The sequence below is a fragment of the Aquirufa sp. genome (genome assembly GCF_044239315.1).
Classification (GTDB): Bacteria; Bacteroidota; Bacteroidia; order Cytophagales; family Spirosomataceae; genus Aquirufa.
Genome location: NZ_JBIIBQ010000035.1, coordinates 1 through 17,882, shown reverse-complemented (window position 1 = coordinate 17,882; position 17,882 = coordinate 1). Strand labels below are relative to the sequence as shown.

Sequence of the window (17,882 nt, the reverse complement as noted above, 5' to 3'; positions counted from 1 at the left end):
GCAAAGTTAGAGGTGCCCGTAGAAATATCAGCATCAGAGGTTCGTTTTTTCGGTAAGAAATGACAAAAACCTCACGCAAGACCTCACGCAAACCTCACGCAGAAACAGAAAAGGACCCACGATTTAACGTAAGTCCTTGATTTTCATGTAGCGAGACCGGGATTTGAACCCGGGACCTCAGGGTTAGTCGCCTGCGGCTTAGTCAAATATAGTTCATAAATGTATCGCCTCTGGCGATTCAAACTCTATGCTTTATTCTTTGTGCTTTATGCTTTAAATCTCTACTCTATAAAACAGATTCTATATGTTTTAGATGATGCGTACAATGCCACGCATATATCCCCAACACCTTATCCATTGTATAGGTTATCCCTCTTTCCGGATGTAGGTAGGTCTTTTTCCAATCTTCTTCTTTCAGCGTTTCCATCAAGTATACCCAACGCAAATGGATGTAACGTAAGCCCTCGATGGACCAAGCGATGGGCGCTTCGTTTCCGTCTGGCATCACAGCCCAGTCATTCTCATCGTAAGGTTTGATGGTCGGATTATCCTCTGTAAGCGCCATTTTGAAACGGATATAGCTGTTCATGTGGCTGTCCATCAAGTGATGAATCACCTTGCGGGCAGACCAGCTTCCCTCACGATAAGGTTTTTCTAATAAGCTTTCGTCTACATCCTTTAACAAAGTGGCTAAATCGTCAGGTGTTGAGGCGATTATTTTAATCCACTCAGCTCTGATTTCAGGGGTAATGACCTCTGGATTTTTGTATTTCCCGATCGGGTATTGCAAAGGATTTAGTTCCGTATTAGACATTTGTGTAGAATTTAGTGATTTCGATCGCTGTCTGGCGCGTGTGGGCGATCAATGGGTGGACGCCAGTTTTGATGGCTTCTAGCATTTCTTTCGCAGAATCTTTACCTATATGCGCAACGTGTAAGGTAAGTAGTGTTTCGCCTTCTTCGATTTCTAAAGTAGTGGATACGACAAAGTTTTCAGTGCCTAGTGCCGCAAGTTCAGCAGCTTGACTTTTAACAGCCTGGAAGCTGGCTTCTAAGGCTTCATCATTCGCACCACAGATCTCTAAAACTTGAACTTCACGTTCCGCTTTTGCCTTTAAAGAAGCGGCAATGGCTTCGTCTAGGGCCTTTAATTGTTGATTCAGGAAATAGTAATTTTTACCGGTTCTTAAGCGCTCACGGATAGATTGACGAACGAAGTAGGTCAAGGAATCCGTTATATTAAGGCCGATTTCAGCCATTTGCTTGAAGATTAATGAGCTAGGTGACATGCCAGGAATGGTGTTAGGATCGTGTAAAACGACCACGCCGTTTGTATCCAAAAATCCATCGATACGGGTACAAACCCCAAATCCTAAGTCCTCAAATGCTTGCTTTACTTGCGCTTGGATTACTTGGAGGTGAGCCAGGCTGGCGTGCATTGGAATGCGCTTGCGTGTTAATTTCGATTTGTATTTGGCATTGAAATCAAACACCTCTACGGACTCATCGGTGACGATTTCAGTAGGGGGAAGGGCCACAGCTTCGCCAGATGGAGTCTGAATTACGCCGCAACTGAATTCATTTCCGTTTACAAAGGATTCGAGCAAAATTGCATCCTCCGAGTGAATGGATTGAATGCTAGCTTTTGTTACTGTATGGGTAAAATATTCTTTAAGAGCGGATAATAATTCTGAAGGATGGTAATAGACTTGTTTCTGGAAAACGACTGGAAATCCGATTCCTTCGTCCAGATTGACCATTTTTTGCAATAAAGTTACCTTTGCGTCATCGTCTAATGTAATCCAATCTTCACGGTAGATTTCATCGATAAAAAGACATTTTTTAATGGCTTTATCAAACACTTCAAGTGAATCCTCTTTTACGAAGGCAAGGCCGATGGAGGATCCTTGGTGGGGCGCTTTGGCCACAAAAGGAATACCAATTTCCTTCTTAACTTGCTCAAAAAGGGTTTCTCTTCCGTATTTCGTATAATCTTCCCGTTGAAGAACGAAGAATTTCTTTTCTAATCCGACGGATTTCTGGAGCCATTCGTTTTGTTTGGCCTTATCAATACCGATCGCAGATCCCAAAACGCCAGGTCCTGAATAGGGGATATTATACCATTCTAAAAGGCCCTGAATACTCCCGTCTTCTGCGCCTGGGCCGTGCATCGCGATGAAGGCAAAGTCAAAGTGCTTCGAAAATTCAGCCGGTTGAATGATCGTCCCGACCTCTGCAAGTAAGGAAGTTGCATCCGCATCCGGTAAAGATTCAATATAAACGTTGAAAGGAGCGGTTTGAAGTCGTTGAGGTGGATAAAAAGAGCGAATGGACTCCTCAAAAATGAGTTCTTCCTTGATCAAAATAAAGTTGCCTAAGCTATCCACGAAAACGGGGATGGGCTGAAATAAGGCCTTATTTAGGTGGGCCATCGCTGTTTTGCCTCCTAAAAAACTAATTTCCCGTTCACGCGCGGGGCCGCCAAAAAATATTCCTATCCGCATCATGTGCCTATTAGGGTTTTACTTCTTCTACTGCTGTAATTTCTGGGACATCTCTGCGAATGGCCTCTTCTACGCCCGCTCTAAACGTCATGGTGGACATATTGCAGGATTGGCAATTACCCGTTAATGCTAGTTTAAGTACATTATCGGGAGTGATTTCAACAACTTCTACATTGCCTCCGTCTGCCACTAAATAGGGTCTAATACTGTCTAACGCTGTTTGAATGCGAGCATGTAGTGGGTGATTTTCCATATTAAGAGGCTTGATTTTTTGCGTTCGAGATGGCTACTTGTTGGGCTAAATTAGCTGCGATGCTAGCAAAAGCATCAGCACTAGGACCTTCAGTTGAAGCAATTGGTTTTCCATCATCACCCGCTTCGCGAATGGCTTGTATTAAAGGAACCTCTCCTAAGAAAGGAACCGCATATTTTTCGGCTAATTGCTTCCCACCATCCTTGCCAAACAAATAATATTTGTTTTCAGGTAATTCAGCCGGAGTGAAATAGGCCATATTTTCTACTAGACCTAAAAGCGGAACATTAATTCCTGCTTGTTTAAAGAAAGCCAAGCCTTTAGTAGCGTCAGAAAGAGCGACTTTTTGAGGAGTCGTTACAATCACAGCACCGGTTAGTTTAATTAATTGAACTAAAGTTAAGTGGACGTCTGATGTTCCGGGAGGAAGGTCAATTAGTAAATAGTCTAATTCGTCCCAGTTTGTATCGCCAAAAAACTGACGTAAAGCTTGCGTCATCATAGGACCTCTCCAAGGCACCGGACTTTCGCTCGGAGCTAAAAACCCCATCGAAATCATCTTGATGCCATATTGCATGATCGGCTGTATACGGTTTTTTCCGTCTACTTCCGTGACTAAAGGCTGTAAATCCTCTGCTCCAAACATCACAGGAATTGAAGGCCCAGAAATATCTGCATCTAAAATACCTACTTTCGCTCCGGCATTTTTCAAAGCCATGGCTAAGTTCGCAGTTACTGTAGATTTCCCCACACCACCTTTTCCAGATGCAATGGCAATTACGTTTTTAACGCCTGGAATTAACGGATCTTTCGAAGTCAATGAGGTGACTTCGGCCGTCATGTTAATGACGATTTTTAGATCTGGATGCACTAAATTGTGAATCGCATCCTCGCAATCTTTTCTAATCTTTTCTTTTAGTGGACAGGCTGGAGTTGTTAAAACGACCGTGAAACGAACTTCACCCACGCCTAATTCGATGTCCTTAATCATGTTCAAGGTCACCAAATCTTTCTTCAGATCGGGTTCTTGAACGGTGCTTAAGGCACCTAATATTATCTCTTTACTTACGCTTAATTCTCCCATGAATTTCTTTTCCTTTTCAAACCTCAAATATAGGTGTTTTTTATTTCATGAGCGACGTATTCGGCGATTTTGCACGTATCTATTTCTTGGTATTTTTCTTCATTTAATTCAGCTAATAACACTTCTAAAACCCGACGATGATCAATTAATTTCGAAGGATGAGGTCTGTGTCCCAATGTTCGGTAAATGGAATCCCACTTTTTGGAAATACTAAGTAACTCATTATCAAAGTAAGCAGCCTTAAATCGCTCCCAAATATAGTCTTGCGCCTGCTGGTTCGGGTGAATCATATCTGACTCATAAAAACGATAGTCACGTAATTCATCCAACATAATCTCATAGGCTGGAAAATAATGCACGTTTTCGAAGCGTTTCGATACGATATCAGCGGCAACCCGTAGCAAAGATTTAGATGCTTGGTTCTCCAGCATGCCGTCTTTTGTGTGACGAACAGGAGAAACGGTTAAAACGACTTGGGTCGTAGAGGGGAGAGTAGAGATAATAGAGTAAAAGTCAGTTACTATCTCTTCTACGGTCGAAAGTCTCTTTTCAAAACGATCTGCTGGCATCTTGTGGCAGTTAGCCACCGATTTATTTAGATATTTGTCAAAATAACTAAATGACGTTCCCCAGGTAAGGAGTAGAAAGTCCGCACCAGCGATAAAGTTCGACACTTCGCCGGCTATCGATCGCACATCATCTAGCAATTCATCCGAAGTTGTGGCCGTAAAAACCGAATGGTAATCTGGATGCAAAAAATACCCGTTTTGTTCATAGACCTCATCGGATACGACACCAGAAAGTGCTCGTGTTATGGCAAAAGGATGAAATAAGGTCCCGAAAGGCTGGCACATCACCTCTAAAGGCAATTGACTTAGTCGAGCACCCATCGAGGCCGCAAAACAAGAACCCATCGTCAGCACCTTGCTCCGATGATTCAGGAGCGAAGGTGCTGTAGGTATGGGAAAGGTAGTCGTTAATTGCATTACTTTAGGGAAGCTGCCCAAGCATTCATTTTGGTCTCTAAAACATCCAAAGGCATATTTCCATCCTTTAAAAGTTCGTCATGGAAATCAGACAATTTGAATTTAGGGCCCATTTCTTTTGTTAAGCGATCGCGAATCTCGCGGATTTTTAAGGCACCTATTTTATAACTTAAAGCTTGAGCTGGAATCGCCATGTAGCGCTCGATTTCGGCAACAGTACCTTCTTCGCTCAATGGTTCGTTATCCATCATGTACTTAATCGCTTCTTCACGAGTCATATTTTTCGTGTGCATTCCTGCATCTACGACAAGACGAATCGCGCGGTGCATTTCGTCACCTAATGCTCCCATATATTGGTAAGGGTCCGTATAAAGGCCTAATTCTTTTCCTAAGCTTTCTGTGTAAAGTGCCCATCCTTCCGCATAAGCCGAGTTACCTCCGAAGCGGCGGAACTTAGGCAGATCTGCATTCTCTTGTTGCAAACTGATTTGGTAGTGGTGGCCTGGGATGGCTTCGTGTAAGAATAAGCTTTCCATTCCAGAGGTTAAATTGAATTTTTTGGCATCCAAAATAGGCACATAGAAGATCCCTGGACGCGTTCCATCTTCTGAACCTTGGAAGTACTCCGCTGATGCTGAGGCAGCACGGAAAGCTTCTGTTTGACGAACCTCAAAAGGAGTTTTAGGCACACGGCCAAACATCGTTTTCAAAGATGGCTCCATCTTCTTGTGAATCGCATGGAAGGCCGCTATTACCTCAGCTGGCGTTTTGTATGGATAGAATTTCGGGTCGGTCTTCATGTGATCGAAGAATTCAGCTAAGGTTCCTTTGAAACCTACAGCATCCTTAGTTTTCTCCATTTCGGTTCTAATGCGCTTTACTTCGCTTAAACCTGTTTGGTAGATTTCGTCTGCGGGCTTGTCTGTCGTTGTTAAGACGCGGATGAGGAACTGATAATAGGCTGGCCCATTTTTCACTGCACTAATTCCGGTGCTTGTGCGGGCCTTAGGCAAATATTCGTCTTGTAAAAAAGCGGCTAGGCGAGCATAAACAGGGATGACTTCTTTTTCAATGGCGGCTGTGTATTCAGCAGTAATACGCTTTTTATCCGCATCAGAAAAGTCTGCTGGGAATTGCTTCAATGGACCATAGAAGGTCGATTCTTTTACATCTTTCACCGCGAACGATGTAAATTGAGGGATCATTTTAACCACCAAAGCTTTTGGCAATACATAACCCTCTTTCATTCCTCTACGGAAATAAACAATCGATGAATCTAAGTAGGAAACGCCTTTTTTCATGCGTTTTCCCCAGTTTTCATAGTCCTTCACCGTCTTGAATGGCTGCATCACTTGACCCGAGCCTAATTGTGCAAACGTTAGGTGAAAACCGTAGAATTGGTTTAAAGGGGTCAAGTTATCTGGGTAAGTCAAACCTTCTAAACCTAATTTAATGTCGCGTGTTAATAAATCGTAGGTAATTTGATCGTTTGCATTCAAGTCTGACCGATTAAGTGCGGCTAGTGATTTTTGATATTTTTCTAGCAGTTCTTTAACTAAGGCTCGGTGACTATCCGTAAAATCGATGTTTAATTGATCATTGTATCGATTATCACCGTTTGCTGTAGCAGCAGTAGGATTGAGTTTCAATTGCTCTTCGTAGTAATCGCCTACGATTTTGGCTAATTCAGAAGAGGGTTGATCTGACTTTTTACAAGAGAAAAAAGACAAAACGAGGCATAAATAGAGGAGTTTTTTCATAGTGAATTTGATGATTTTAGAGGCAATTTACGTAATTTGGTCTTTGCATTTATACCTAAGTTGAGAAATTATACATTAAACATTTACTATGTCAGGATTGGGAGCTGAGCGCGCACGATTACAATTACGGAACGATAATAAAGGTTGGAAAAAATGGGGGCCCTATTTGACAGAACGTCAATGGGGAACGGTGAGAGAGGATTACTCTTCGCATGGTAATGCTTGGGGTTCTATTACACACGATATGGCCCGTTCGAAAGCCTATCGCTGGGGTGAGGAGGGGATCGCAGGTATTTCGGATAATAAACAACACGTTTGCTTTGCGTTTGCATTTTGGAACCACCGAGACCATATTTTAAAAGAACGATTTTTCGGGCTAACAGGTGCGGAATCGAATCACGGTGAGGATGTGAAAGAATTGTATTACTACCAGGATTCGACGCCAACGCATTCCTACCAAAAAATGCTGTACAAATATCCACAGCAAACGTTTCCTTATCAGAAACTAATCGACGAATCGCAAAAGCGTAACCGGAAAGAGCCAGAATACGAGCTATTGGATACGGGTATTTTTGACAATAATGAATACTTCGATATTTCGATGGAATATGCGAAGGCAGACGAGCAAGATATATTGATTAAAGTGACCGTAGAGAACCGTTCCAAAGTGGCGGCGCCCATCACGGTTTTACCTACGATTTGGTACCGAAACACCTGGTGCTGGGGCTATGAAAAGTATAATTACAAACCACTTTTAACGGGAGTAGGCAATTCCTTTATCGAGGTAGATCACCGGGTGGTAGGTCGATTTAAATTATATGCGGAAGACGCGGACGAGTTTCTTTTCTGTGATAATGAGTCCAATTTTCAGCGCTTACATAACTCTGATAATCTTTCTCATTTTACGAAAGACGGGATTAACGAATACGTTGTTAATAAGAACAAGCATGCCGTAAATCCGAACCATATCGGGACGAAAGCGTCCGTAAAATACACGGACAAAATTCCAGCAGGAGGCAAGAAAGTGTATCGTTTGCGATTGAGTAATGTGACTCACAGGGATCCATTTGCGGATTTTGACCAAATTTTCGAAGACCGAATCATTGATGCAGATCAATTCTATGCGGAATTGCAGAAAGGAATTGAAGACGAAAATTTACGCTCCCTACAACGTCAGGCGTATGCTGGGATGTTATGGACGAAGCAGTGGTATTATTATAATGTATTCGAGTGGATTAAGGGTGATCCTTCTATGCCGAAGCCGGATGCGAGCCGTAAAAATGGTCGAAACAGCACTTGGAGGCATATGTATGCGGCGAATATCTTGTCTATGCCGGATAAGTGGGAGTACCCGTGGTTTGCGGCTTGGGACTTAGCCTTTCATACCTTGCCTTTGGCTAGATTAGATCCTGATTTTGCCAAAAGACAACTAGCCGTTATCCTCCGCGAATACTACATGCACCCGAATGGCCAAATCCCGGCTTACGAATGGTCTTTCTCAGACGTAAATCCACCCGTACACGCCTGGGCAACCTGGAAAGTCTACGAGATAGATAAAGAAATGAATGGCGGAAAAGGGGACATTGTCTTCCTAGAACGTATTTTCCACAAGTTATTATTGAATTTTACCTGGTGGGTAAACTTAAAAGATGATAATGGAAACAATATTTTTGGTGGTGGATTCTTAGGAATGGATAACATCGGAGTATTCGATCGTTCTGCTCAATTACCTACGGGCGGCCACTTAGAGCAAGCCGATGGAACAGGTTGGATGGCTATGTACAGCTTGAATATGTTGCGCATTGCCTGTGAAATTGCTATTGAAAATCCGGTCTACCAAGACATGGCTTCGAAATTCTTCGAGCACTTCTTACACATTGCAGGTGCGATGCAATCGATTGGTGGTGATAAGTTAAATCTATGGGATGAGGACGATCAGTTCTATTATGACATGTTGCATAAGGAAGATGGGTCGGCAGAATTATTAAAGGTGCGCTCGATGGTAGGATTGATTCCACTATTTGCCGTAGAAACGTTGACCGCCGAGATGTTAGAGAAATTACCCGCCTTCAAACGCCGGGTGGAATGGGTGTTAGCTAATCGACCGGACTTAGCGAATTTGATTTCGCGTTGGTATGAACCCGGAAAAGGGGAGAGTCGATTGCTTTCTATTTTGCGGGGTCATCGGATGAAGATGATTATGAAGCGAATGTTTGATGAGAGTGAATTCTTGTCTGATTTTGGCATTCGTACCTTATCAAAATACCACAAAGAAAATCCCTATAAATTTAATTACGAAGGCGGTACCTTACAGGTAGATTATACGCCGGCAGAGTCGACGGGCGATATGTTTGGCGGAAATTCGAACTGGCGTGGGCCTATTTGGTTCCCGATGAACTACTTGATTTTGGACTCCTTATCGAAATTCTCCGACTATTATGGATCGGATTACGAGGTAGAATTCCCTACGAATTCTGGGGAAATGATGAACATTAAAGACGCCGCTCGTGGGGTATCTGAGCGTTTACTTGCCATGTTCGTGCCCGGTAAAGACGGTAAAACGCCCATGTATGGCGACTACAAGAAGTTCCAGGACCCCCATTTTAAAGACTCACACCTCTTCTTCGAATACTTCGATGGAGACACCGGAAAAGGATTAGGCGCAAACCACCAAACCGGTTGGACGGGCTTAATCTCCGAAATAATCAGACAATTACATGGCAAAAACTAGTCCAGAAGAAAACTTTGCGGCCTTAGGCCTAACTCTTCCACCAGCTCCTAAACCATTAGGCGTTTACAAACCGGGTTTACAAGTGGATCATTTCTACTATGTATCAGGACATGGCACGGTTCAAACAGATGGTTCGTTGATCATCGGTCGTATTGGTGTAGATCTCGATATAGAGGAAGGTAAATTAGCGGCTCGTCAGGTGGGCTTAGCGATTTTGGCGACCTTAAAAGCGCAATTAGGATCCTTGAACCGCATTAAACGCGTTATCAAAGTCTTAGGTATGGTCAATGCTACGGACGATTTCTTACGTCATCCTTATGTCATTAATGGATGTAGCGAATTGTTCGCCCAGGTTTGGGGAGAAGAAAATGGCATCGGTGTTCGTTCCGCAGTGGGAATGGGGTCTTTACCAGATAATATTCCGGTAGAAATCGAAGCGGTATTCGAATTGAACGATTAAGCTGAAATGTTTAGCATCGCTTTCAAAGCCTTGTAGGCAGGAATGCGTGTTTCCTCCGTTAAATGGATTTCAGGTAATTCGTAATACAAGGCATTGTATAATTTCTCCAATGTATTCATCTTCATATACGGACATTCACTGCACGCGCAGGTATTTTGTTCGTTAGCAGGCGCTGGAATCAAGTGCTTGTGCGGAACCGATTGCTTCATCTTATGCAAGATTCCCGCCTCCGTCGCCACGATGAACGTCGAATTAGGGGAGGTTTCTACGAATTTCAAAAGTGCTGTGGTAGAACCCACGTAATCCGCTTCCTTTAAAATCACTTCCTTGCATTCTGGATGCGCGATTAATAAGGCTTCTGGATATTCTTGCTTCAATACCGCTAATTTTTCCAAAGAAATATCAATATGTACCATGCAAGCCCCTTCCCAAAGGATCAATTCACGTCCCGTCTTGTGAGCCACATAGCGACCTAAGTTCGCGTCTGGCGCAAAGATAATTTCGCGATCCGCTGGAATAGATTCCACGATTTGCACCGCATTTGATGAGGTACAAATGATGTCTGTCATCGCCTTTATATCTGCCGAACAGTTAATATAGGATACGACGATTGCGTTTGGGTGTTTCGCTTTAAGTGCTGCGAATTCAGCTACTGGAACCGAGTCTGCTAGCGAGCAACCCGCATTGAAATCGGGTACTACCACTTTTTTCGAAGGATTCAAGATTTTCGCCGTTTCGCCCATGAAGTGAACTCCGCAGAAGACGATTAAATCTGCCTCTGTTTTCTCAGCAGCCTGGGATAAACCTAAGCTGTCACCTACGTAATCCGCTAGTTCTTGGATCTCACCATCTACGTAATAGTGCGCTAAAATCACCGCGTTTTTCTCCTTCTTCAGACGTTGGATTTCGGTGATTAATTCCACTCCTTTAGGGGTAGAACGGGCAATGTAGCCCACAGAGGTTGCTTCTTCGGTTAAATTCATTTCGCTTTTAGGCTTAAATCTAAACTCTTCACTTGGTGGGTTAAAGCCCCCACGGATATAAAATCTACCCCTGTTTCGCCATAAGCGCGGAGTGTTTTTTCATTGATTCCACCAGACGCTTCCGTAGGGAAGCGTCCGTTAATTTTGCGAATCGCATCGCGGAGGCGATCCGGTGTAAAATTATCTAACATGATGCGTTTTACACCACCTATCGCCAACACTTCATCTAATTCAGTCTCATTTCTCACTTCGATCATGACATCGAGCGGTTTAGCTAAGTTCTTATTATAGCTGAATGCTTTGTCTAAAGCCGCTTTAATTCCTCCCGCGAAATCCACGTGATTGTCTTTGATCAAAATCATATCGAATAAACCGTAGCGGTGATTTACCGCTCCACCTATTTTGCAGGCCCATTTTTCTGCCAAACGGAAATTAGGGGTCGTCTTTCTCGTATCCAGTAACTTCGCTCGGGTTCCTTCTAAGATGTGGACCAAAGAACGCGTGTAAGTCGCAATTCCAGACATGCGTTGCATGCAGTTAAGTACCAAACGCTCTGCTCTTAAAATAGATTGAGAGGATCCACTTACCTCTAAAACGACTTGTCCTGGTTCGATCCAGGCTCCATCTGTGATAAAAACCTGAACCTTCAATGAGGCATCCACTTCTTTGAAAATAGCCTGAGCAAGTTCCACGCCAGCTAATACGCCTCTGTCTTTTACTTTTAATTCGGCGGTGCCTTTTGCTTCAGCTGGAACAGTAGAAAGGGAGGTATGATCTCCTTCACCAATATCTTCCCGGAGGGCAGATTGAATGAAGGCGCGGACATAAGCTGGTTCTGTGTATGAAAACATGTGGCGGTATTAATGCCCCAAAATTACGAAAATTACCCGTAGAATTGATTTCTAAGAAAAATATCCTATTTTTGCTACCCACAATGCAAAAGAAGGTTAAAATATCTCATCTGATTCTGTTTATCCCCGTGCTATTTTGGCTCGTGGCTAAGCCTATTTCGCTGTTCGCAGTCGAAACAGGTGCAGTAAAAACAGAGAAGACTTCTAAGCAAACGATTGTCAAGGCAGAGCAGAACGTTTATCAATCTGCAACTAACCTACAACTCGATTTTCCTCAAGATTGGAACTTCACAAGCCCTACGGAAATCTTCGTTACGCGCTCGATGCAAGCCATTAAATTGCCTACATTCACTCATCGTACGCAATTCTTACGAATTTTATTTACCCAGTTTATCGCCACTCTGGCGCCGTGAGAAAACAGTAGTCAGTGGACAGTAGTCGGTAATCAGTAGAACAGTATCCAGTAGTCAGTAATCAGTAACTTGTCTGGAGGGACCATTCACCATTTACCACTTACCATCTGAGAAACACCACCATTTACCATTTACAATTTATCATTTACCATTTAATTTAAAATTATGCGTTACAAAAGTGCCATTATTTGGCTGTCTACGATTATTTCAGCCTTATGTATTTTCTTCCTATCATTTACGTGGAAGTCTAATCAATTAAAAGAACAAGCTATCAAGTATGCCACTACGGCGGATGGCAAAGTAGATGCGGCGAAGCGTTTGCATTTCATTGATTCCCTTTGGAAACAACCAGTATATATTGGATATACCTTACAAGAAGTGACTCAGTATGCGTTGCAAAAAGGTCTTGACTTAGAAGGTGGTTTGCACGCGGTTTTAGAGGTTTCTCCAGCGGAGATCTTGCGCGCATTATCAGGAAAGTCAAACGATCCAGCATTTGAGAAAGCATTAGCAGCGGCAGGTGCGGCGCAAGCGACTTCGACACAATCGTTTAACGAATTGTTCTACGAAGAATTTGCGAAGGCGGCTCCTAACCAAACTTTGGCATCCGTATTCGCTAATTCAGTGAACCGCGGTAAAATCTCGTCTACTTCAACTGATTCTCAAGTGAAGAAGGTGATTGATGCGGAGATCGACGGTGCGGTAGATCGCGTTTACAAGATCATCCAAGCGCGTATCGATAAATTCGGTGTAGCTAACCCGAACATCCAACGTCTTCCAGGTACAAACCGGATCCAGGTAGAATTACCAGGTGTGGAGAACCCAGAGCGTGCACGTAAATTATTATCAGGTGCGGCGAAATTAGAATTCGTTGAGTGCTATGAATTGAATGAATATGGCGGAGGCTTAAATGCGTTAGGCGCCTTATTAGATAGAGAAGCAAAAGCACCAGTGGCGGCTGCACCAGCAGCGGCTCCGGCGGCGAAGGATACGGCAGCGAATGCTTTGGCAAACAAATTAGCAGCAGCTCCAGCAACGAAAGATTCTGGTAAAGCAAAGGCAGATACGTCTGCAGGTTCTGCATTAACGAAGTTATTCTTGCCTCTAGGAAATAACATCGGTGTGTATGTAAAAGATACTGCTCGTGTGAACGCTTTATTTGCGCGTGCAGAGGTAAAAGCGATGTTCCCTGCGAACTTAACGTTTGCTTGGGCGGCGAAAGGAATTCCAGCGAAAAATGGAGATGAAATTTTAGCTTTAGAAGCTTTGAAAAAAGCGGAAGGCCAATCAGCTCCATTAGAGGGTGATGTGATTACGGATGCGGCACAAGATTTTGATCAAGCAGGTCGTGCTGAAGTAACGATGTCGATGAATGGAACGGGTGCTCGTATTTGGAAAAACTTAACAGGTGCAAACATCGGACGTCGTATCGCGATCGTTTTAGATGGTTATGTGTATTCTGCGCCAGTTATCAACGGTGAGATTCCAGGTGGTCGTTCTTCGATTTCAGGAAGCTTTACTGTAGAGGAGGCAAAAGACTTAGCTAATGTTTTAAAGGCAGGTAAATTACCGGCTCCTACACGTATCGTAGAAGATGCTTTCGTAGGTCCATCTTTAGGTGCTGAGGCGATTAATCAAGGATATATGTCGATGGGTTTAGGCTTGTTATTAGTAATCGTGTTTATGATCGGTTACTATGGTACTCCAGGTTGGATGGCAAACTTAGCCTTGTTCTTTAACGTATTCTTTATTGCAGGTGTTTTAGTCCAAATTCAAGCGGCTTTAACCCTTCCAGGTATCGCAGGTATCGTGTTAACTCTTGGTATGGCGGTCGATGCGAACGTATTGATTAACGAGCGTATCCGAGAGGAATTACACAAAGGGAAAGGCTTGCTAGATGCGATTAACGTAGGTTACGAGAAAGCATTGAGCGCCATTTTGGATGGTAACATAACGACGATATTAATTGGTGTAATCTTGATTATTTTCGGCTCAGGTTCGGTGAAAGGTTTTGGTGTTACACTTTGTATCGGTCTTGTAACGTCAGTATTTACAGCGGTTTATATTTCTCACATCCTAATTGATTGGATGGCGAAACGTGCTATCAAAGCAGGCAAGGAAAAAGAAATGACGTTTGAGACCTTTATTTCACGTGATCTTTTCAAAGGAATGAACTTCGACTTTATCGGAAAGCGTAAGTATTCGTACTGGTTCTCTTGGGCTTTAATTGCTGCAGGTGCTATCGTTTTATTCATCCAAGGTGGATTTAATCTAGGTGTGGATTTCAAAGGTGGTCGTTCGTACGTAGTTGAATTCAACCAAGCGGTTCCGACAGATAAAGTGAAAGAAGCTTTAACGGATGATTTCGGTGGAAAAGGCGTAGAGGTGAAGACCTTTAACGGTCCAACGAAATTAAAAGTAACAACTTCTTATTTAGTCGAAGATGAGTCGATCACGGCAAATAATACCGTTCGTACAGCGTTAGAAACAGGATTGAAGCAGTTCTCTGCGCAAGCACCTAAAGTGGTTTCTGAGTCCAAAGTAGGAGCGACGGTAGCGGATGATATTTTGACTCAATCATTCGTGTCCATCTTCTATGCTTTGATCGCGATCTTTATCTACATCTTGATTCGTTTCCGTAAATGGCAATATTCATTAGGGGGTATTGTGGCCTTGGTTCACGATACTTTAGTGGTATTAGGCATGGTAGGAATCGTTCGTTTGTTCGGTTTCGAATTAGAAGTGGATCAAGTATTTATTGCAGCGGTGTTAACCGTGATTGGTTACTCGATTAATGATACCGTAGTAGTATTTGACCGTATTCGTGAGGAGATCGGTCTTGATGCGGATCTTGGTAACAAAGAATTGATGATCAAAACGATCAATGAGTCGATTAACCACACGATGTCTCGTACGGTAATGACGGCAACAACGGTATTCTTAGTGGTAACGGTGTTATTGTTCTTTGGTGGTGACGTGTTAAGAGGTTTCTCTTTCGCGATGTTTATCGGGGTTGTTTTCGGAGCGTATTCGTCTATTTTCGTGGCGGCGCCTATCGTGATCGACTTTGGAACTTCGAAGAAAGAAAAGAAATAGTTTTTTGTGCTGGTTGCTCGAAAGGGTGACCAGCCTTTTTATTTTCATTAACTAAATTTACGACTATGAATAATAGCATTTGGAGAAAGAAACCGATGCATATGTTTGAGCAAGACATGCAAAAAAGCGAGCTCAAGCGTGTATTAGGTAAATGGAGTTTGACTGCGATCGGTATCGGTGCGATCATCGGCGGTGGAGTTTTCGTTTTAACAGGTACAGCGGCGCATTACCATGCGGGTCCTGCCTTAGCTTTATCTTTCGTTATTGCGGGGATAGGCTGTATTTTCGCGGCACTTTGCTATGCAGAGTTTGCAGCAATGTTACCGGTAGAAGGTAGCGCTTATGCCTATGCTTACGGAACAGTGGGTGAGTTATTTGCTTGGATTATCGGTTGGGGATTGATTCTTGAATATGCAATGGGTGCAATGACGGTTGCCGTGAGTTGGTCGGGTTATTTTAACAAGCTCCTCCATCTTTTCGGGATACATTTACCTGCTAATTTAACGAATGACCCAGTTACCTTCGGTGGTGCTGCGGTGAACTTGCCAGCTTTAGTGATCGTGTGGTTTGTGACTTGGATTCTTGTTAAAGGAATCAAGGAAGCGGCTAGCGCGAACAACTTAATCGTAGTCTTGAAAGTGGCAGTGATCTTGTTTGTGATCATTATGGGTGCGTTCTACATCGATGTGGCGAACTGGACCCCGTTCATTCCGGAGGAGACTTTAGTGAAGCACGAAAGTGGTGAAATGCTTCCAGCTTATGGCTGGGGTGGTATCATCTCAGGAGCGTCTGCGATCTTCTTTGCGTATATCGGTTTTGATGCCGTGTCTACGCAAGCAGGCGAGGCGATCAATCCGAAGAAAGATATGCCTTTCGCGATTATTGCGTCACTTTTAATTTGTACGGTTTTGTACATCGCGGTTTCCTTAGTATTAACGGGGATGATGAATTACAAAGATATCACGGGTGATGCGTTAAAGGCTCCAGTAGCATTTGCATTTGATCAAGCGGGTCAGCCTTGGGCCGTATTTGTGATCACTGCAGCAGCGACTGCCGGTTTATTATCGGTAATGTTAGTGATGATGTTAGGTCAAACCCGTGTTTTCTTAGGCATGGCGAAAGATGGTTTATTGCCAAAGTTCTTCGCAGAAGTTCACCCTACGTTCAAAACTCCTTATAAGTCAACGATCTTAGTAGGAGCAGTTGTTTCTATCGTAGCTGGTTTCACTCCGATTTCATTATTAGGTGATATGACGAGTTTCGGTACTTTATTTGCCTTTACGATGGTGTGTTTAGCCGTATGGATTCTTCGTTTCAGAGATCCAAACCGCGATCGTCCATTCAAGGTTTCTGGTTTGAATATTATCGCTCCATTAGGTATCATTGTGAACACCTTTTTAATCTTGAATTTAGGCCGCACAGCGCAAATCTTTGCTATTGCGTGGTTATTGTTCGGATTAGTGGTTTACTTCTTATATGGTAGACCTAAGTCTCACTTGAATACGAGAGAGTAATACTCATTTTGAGTTAAGGAGAGCCGGGGCGACAGCCCCGGCTCTTTTTTTTGCCTTTTAATTCCCCCATTTTTGGCGTAATTTTGCACCTTGATTTTTAATGAAGAACGAATGAGTCAGATTATAACTGAAATTGCGAAACGTAGAACCTTTGGGATTATTTCTCACCCCGATGCTGGTAAAACAACATTGACGGAGAAATTGCTTCTCTTCGGGGGAGCGATCCAAACAGCCGGCGCGGTGAAGTCGAACAAGATTAAGAAAGGGGCCACCTCTGACTTTATGGAGATCGAACGTCAGCGTGGTATCTCGGTAGCGACTTCCGTGATGACCTTCGAATACAATCAATTAAAAATCAACATCCTGGATACGCCGGGTCACAAGGACTTCGCAGAAGATACCTACCGCACGCTTACGGCCGTGGATTCTGTAATTCTTGTGATTGACTGCGTGAAGGGTGTGGAAGAGCAGACGGAGCGTTTAATGGAGGTTTGCCGTATGCGCAAGACTCCCGTGATCATCTTTATCAACAAGATGGACCGCGAAGGCCAAAATCCCTTCGATCTTTTGGACGAATTAGAGCAAAAATTAGGTATCTCCGTGCGTCCTTTGACTTGGCCGATTAATATGGGTCAAAACTTCAAAGGCGTCTATAACCTCATGGAAAAATCGCTGAATTTATTCTCAGCGAATAAAACTAAAATCGAAAAAGAAGTAGTCGCTGTCGATATCGATTCCCCTGATTTAGATGCTCGCGTGGGAGACCGTGATGCAAACCAATTACGTGAAGATGTGGAATTGATAGACGGTGTTTACGAACCCTTTGATCGCAACGATTATTTATCTGGGGATATTGCTCCTGTGTTTTTTGGCTCCGCTGTAAATAACTTTGGTGTACAAGAATTATTAGACACTTTCACTCGCATCGCCCCGTCTACACAAGCACGTGGCACGGATATCCGTACCGTGGTACCTGAAGAAAAGAAATTCACTGGATTCATCTTCAAGATTCACGCAAACTTAGATCCGAAACACCGCGACAGAATTGCTTTCTTGCGTATCTGCTCCGGTACATTCAAGCGCAATACTTTTTACCAGCACATTCGCTTAAAGAAGAATGTACGTTTCGCAAACCCCTATAACTTCATGGCCCAAGACAAAGAGGTCATCGAAGAAGGCTTTCCAGGCGATGTAGTAGGTCTGTACGATACAGGTAACTTCAAAATTGGTGATACCCTGACTGAAGG

General features: G+C 43.3%; 14 protein-coding genes. 6 read left to right on the top strand and 8 right to left on the bottom strand.

Translation table 11 applies throughout. From position 1 onward, the window contains the following. Positions 1-286 precede the first annotated feature (286 nt). Genes ACILP5_RS10710 through ACILP5_RS10685 form a run of 6 tightly spaced genes read right to left on the bottom strand, consistent with a single transcriptional unit; the run spans position 287 to position 6,587 of the window. Positions 287-814, bottom strand: coding sequence for a YfiT family bacillithiol transferase (locus ACILP5_RS10710; protein WP_395618642.1), 528 nt, complete (start codon positions 812-814; stop codon positions 287-289). After that, entirely contained in the window at positions 807-2,507 is a 1,701-nt protein-coding gene (locus ACILP5_RS10705) for a D-alanine--D-alanine ligase (protein ID WP_395618641.1), read from the bottom strand. The genes ACILP5_RS10710 and ACILP5_RS10705 overlap by 8 nt, the downstream gene beginning before the upstream one ends. A 7-nt stretch (positions 2,508-2,514) precedes the next feature. After that, positions 2,515-2,757 carry a NifU family protein gene (locus tag ACILP5_RS10700; RefSeq protein ID WP_395618640.1) on the bottom strand — a complete coding sequence of 81 codons (243 nt, stop codon included), beginning with the start codon at positions 2,755-2,757 and terminating at the stop codon, positions 2,515-2,517. Between the two features lies 1 nt (position 2,758). Then, positions 2,759-3,841: an Mrp/NBP35 family ATP-binding protein gene (locus ACILP5_RS10695; RefSeq protein WP_395618639.1), complete on the bottom strand. Its 1,083-nt coding sequence runs from the start codon at positions 3,839-3,841 to the stop codon at positions 2,759-2,761. Between the two features lie 23 nt (positions 3,842-3,864). Beyond that, positions 3,865-4,827 carry a GSCFA domain-containing protein gene (locus tag ACILP5_RS10690; RefSeq protein ID WP_395618638.1) on the bottom strand — a complete coding sequence of 321 codons (963 nt, stop codon included), beginning with the start codon at positions 4,825-4,827 and terminating at the stop codon, positions 3,865-3,867. Continuing rightward, complete coding sequence (locus tag ACILP5_RS10685; protein ID WP_395618637.1) at positions 4,827-6,587, bottom strand: DUF885 domain-containing protein; 1,761 nt, start codon at positions 6,585-6,587, stop codon at positions 4,827-4,829. Before ACILP5_RS10685 ends, ACILP5_RS10690 begins: the two co-directional genes overlap by 1 nt. An 88-nt stretch (positions 6,588-6,675) precedes the next feature. On the opposite strand from ACILP5_RS10685, the gene ACILP5_RS10680 reads away from it, so the two are divergent. Then, positions 6,676-9,318, top strand: a complete 2,643-nt coding sequence (locus ACILP5_RS10680) for an MGH1-like glycoside hydrolase domain-containing protein (protein WP_395618636.1) — start codon at positions 6,676-6,678, stop codon at positions 9,316-9,318. Beyond that, the gene (locus ACILP5_RS10675) at positions 9,305-9,778 is read left to right on the top strand and encodes a RidA family protein (RefSeq protein WP_395618635.1); all 474 of its coding nucleotides are present in this window, start codon (positions 9,305-9,307) and stop codon (positions 9,776-9,778) included. Before ACILP5_RS10680 ends, ACILP5_RS10675 begins: the two co-directional genes overlap by 14 nt. Here ACILP5_RS10675 and nadA read toward each other — a convergent pair. Together nadA and nadC are read right to left on the bottom strand one after the other, a co-directional pair. Beyond that, on the bottom strand, positions 9,775-10,761 hold the full coding sequence (gene nadA / locus ACILP5_RS10670; protein ID WP_395618634.1) for a quinolinate synthase NadA: 987 nt from the start codon (positions 10,759-10,761) through the stop codon (positions 9,775-9,777). The two genes, ACILP5_RS10675 and nadA, sit on opposite strands and share 4 nt — an antisense overlap. Beyond that, entirely contained in the window at positions 10,758-11,612 is an 855-nt protein-coding gene (gene nadC / locus ACILP5_RS10665; protein WP_395618633.1) for a carboxylating nicotinate-nucleotide diphosphorylase, read from the bottom strand. Before nadC ends, nadA begins: the two co-directional genes overlap by 4 nt. A gap of 83 nt (positions 11,613-11,695) precedes the next feature. Here nadC and ACILP5_RS10660 point away from each other — a divergent pair, with 83 nt between their 5' ends. The 4 genes from ACILP5_RS10660 to ACILP5_RS10645 all read left to right on the top strand — a co-directional run. Then, positions 11,696-12,025 carry a hypothetical protein gene (locus tag ACILP5_RS10660; RefSeq protein ID WP_395618632.1) on the top strand — a complete coding sequence of 110 codons (330 nt, stop codon included), beginning with the start codon at positions 11,696-11,698 and terminating at the stop codon, positions 12,023-12,025. 165 nt (positions 12,026-12,190) lie between these two features. Further along, on the top strand, positions 12,191-15,121 hold the full coding sequence (secDF, locus tag ACILP5_RS10655) for a protein translocase subunit SecDF (RefSeq protein WP_395618631.1): 2,931 nt from the start codon (positions 12,191-12,193) through the stop codon (positions 15,119-15,121). Between the two features lie 65 nt (positions 15,122-15,186). After that, positions 15,187-16,635 (top strand): amino acid permease, encoded by a 1,449-nt coding sequence (locus ACILP5_RS10650; RefSeq protein ID WP_395618630.1) that lies wholly within the window; start codon positions 15,187-15,189, stop codon positions 16,633-16,635. Between the two features lie 111 nt (positions 16,636-16,746). After that, positions 16,747-17,882, top strand: a 1,136-nt coding sequence (locus tag ACILP5_RS10645; protein ID WP_395618629.1) for a peptide chain release factor 3, incomplete at its 3' end; no start/stop codon positions are given.

What these genes read in the sequence shown, in the direction of transcription:
- ACILP5_RS10690 (WP_395618638.1), bottom strand. Translation starts at nt 4,827, where the DNA reads ATGCAATTAACGACTACCTTTCCCATACCTACAGCACCTTCGCTCCTG.
- ACILP5_RS10695 (WP_395618639.1), bottom strand. Translation starts at nt 3,841, where the DNA reads ATGGGAGAATTAAGCGTAAGTAAAGAGATAATATTAGGTGCCTTAAGC.
- ACILP5_RS10700 (WP_395618640.1), bottom strand. Translation starts at nt 2,757, where the DNA reads ATGGAAAATCACCCACTACATGCTCGCATTCAAACAGCGTTAGACAGT.
- ACILP5_RS10710 (WP_395618642.1), bottom strand. Translation starts at nt 814, where the DNA reads ATGTCTAATACGGAACTAAATCCTTTGCAATACCCGATCGGGAAATAC.
- ACILP5_RS10660 (WP_395618632.1), top strand. Translation starts at nt 11,696, where the DNA reads ATGCAAAAGAAGGTTAAAATATCTCATCTGATTCTGTTTATCCCCGTG.
- ACILP5_RS10650 (WP_395618630.1), top strand. Translation starts at nt 15,187, where the DNA reads ATGAATAATAGCATTTGGAGAAAGAAACCGATGCATATGTTTGAGCAA.
- nadC (WP_395618633.1), bottom strand. Translation starts at nt 11,612, where the DNA reads ATGTTTTCATACACAGAACCAGCTTATGTCCGCGCCTTCATTCAATCT.
- ACILP5_RS10705 (WP_395618641.1), bottom strand. Translation starts at nt 2,507, where the DNA reads ATGATGCGGATAGGAATATTTTTTGGCGGCCCCGCGCGTGAACGGGAA.
- ACILP5_RS10680 (WP_395618636.1), top strand. Translation starts at nt 6,676, where the DNA reads ATGTCAGGATTGGGAGCTGAGCGCGCACGATTACAATTACGGAACGAT.
- secDF (WP_395618631.1), top strand. Translation starts at nt 12,191, where the DNA reads ATGCGTTACAAAAGTGCCATTATTTGGCTGTCTACGATTATTTCAGCC.
- ACILP5_RS10685 (WP_395618637.1), bottom strand. Translation starts at nt 6,587, where the DNA reads ATGAAAAAACTCCTCTATTTATGCCTCGTTTTGTCTTTTTTCTCTTGT.
- ACILP5_RS10675 (WP_395618635.1), top strand. Translation starts at nt 9,305, where the DNA reads ATGGCAAAAACTAGTCCAGAAGAAAACTTTGCGGCCTTAGGCCTAACT.
- nadA (WP_395618634.1), bottom strand. Translation starts at nt 10,761, where the DNA reads ATGAATTTAACCGAAGAAGCAACCTCTGTGGGCTACATTGCCCGTTCT.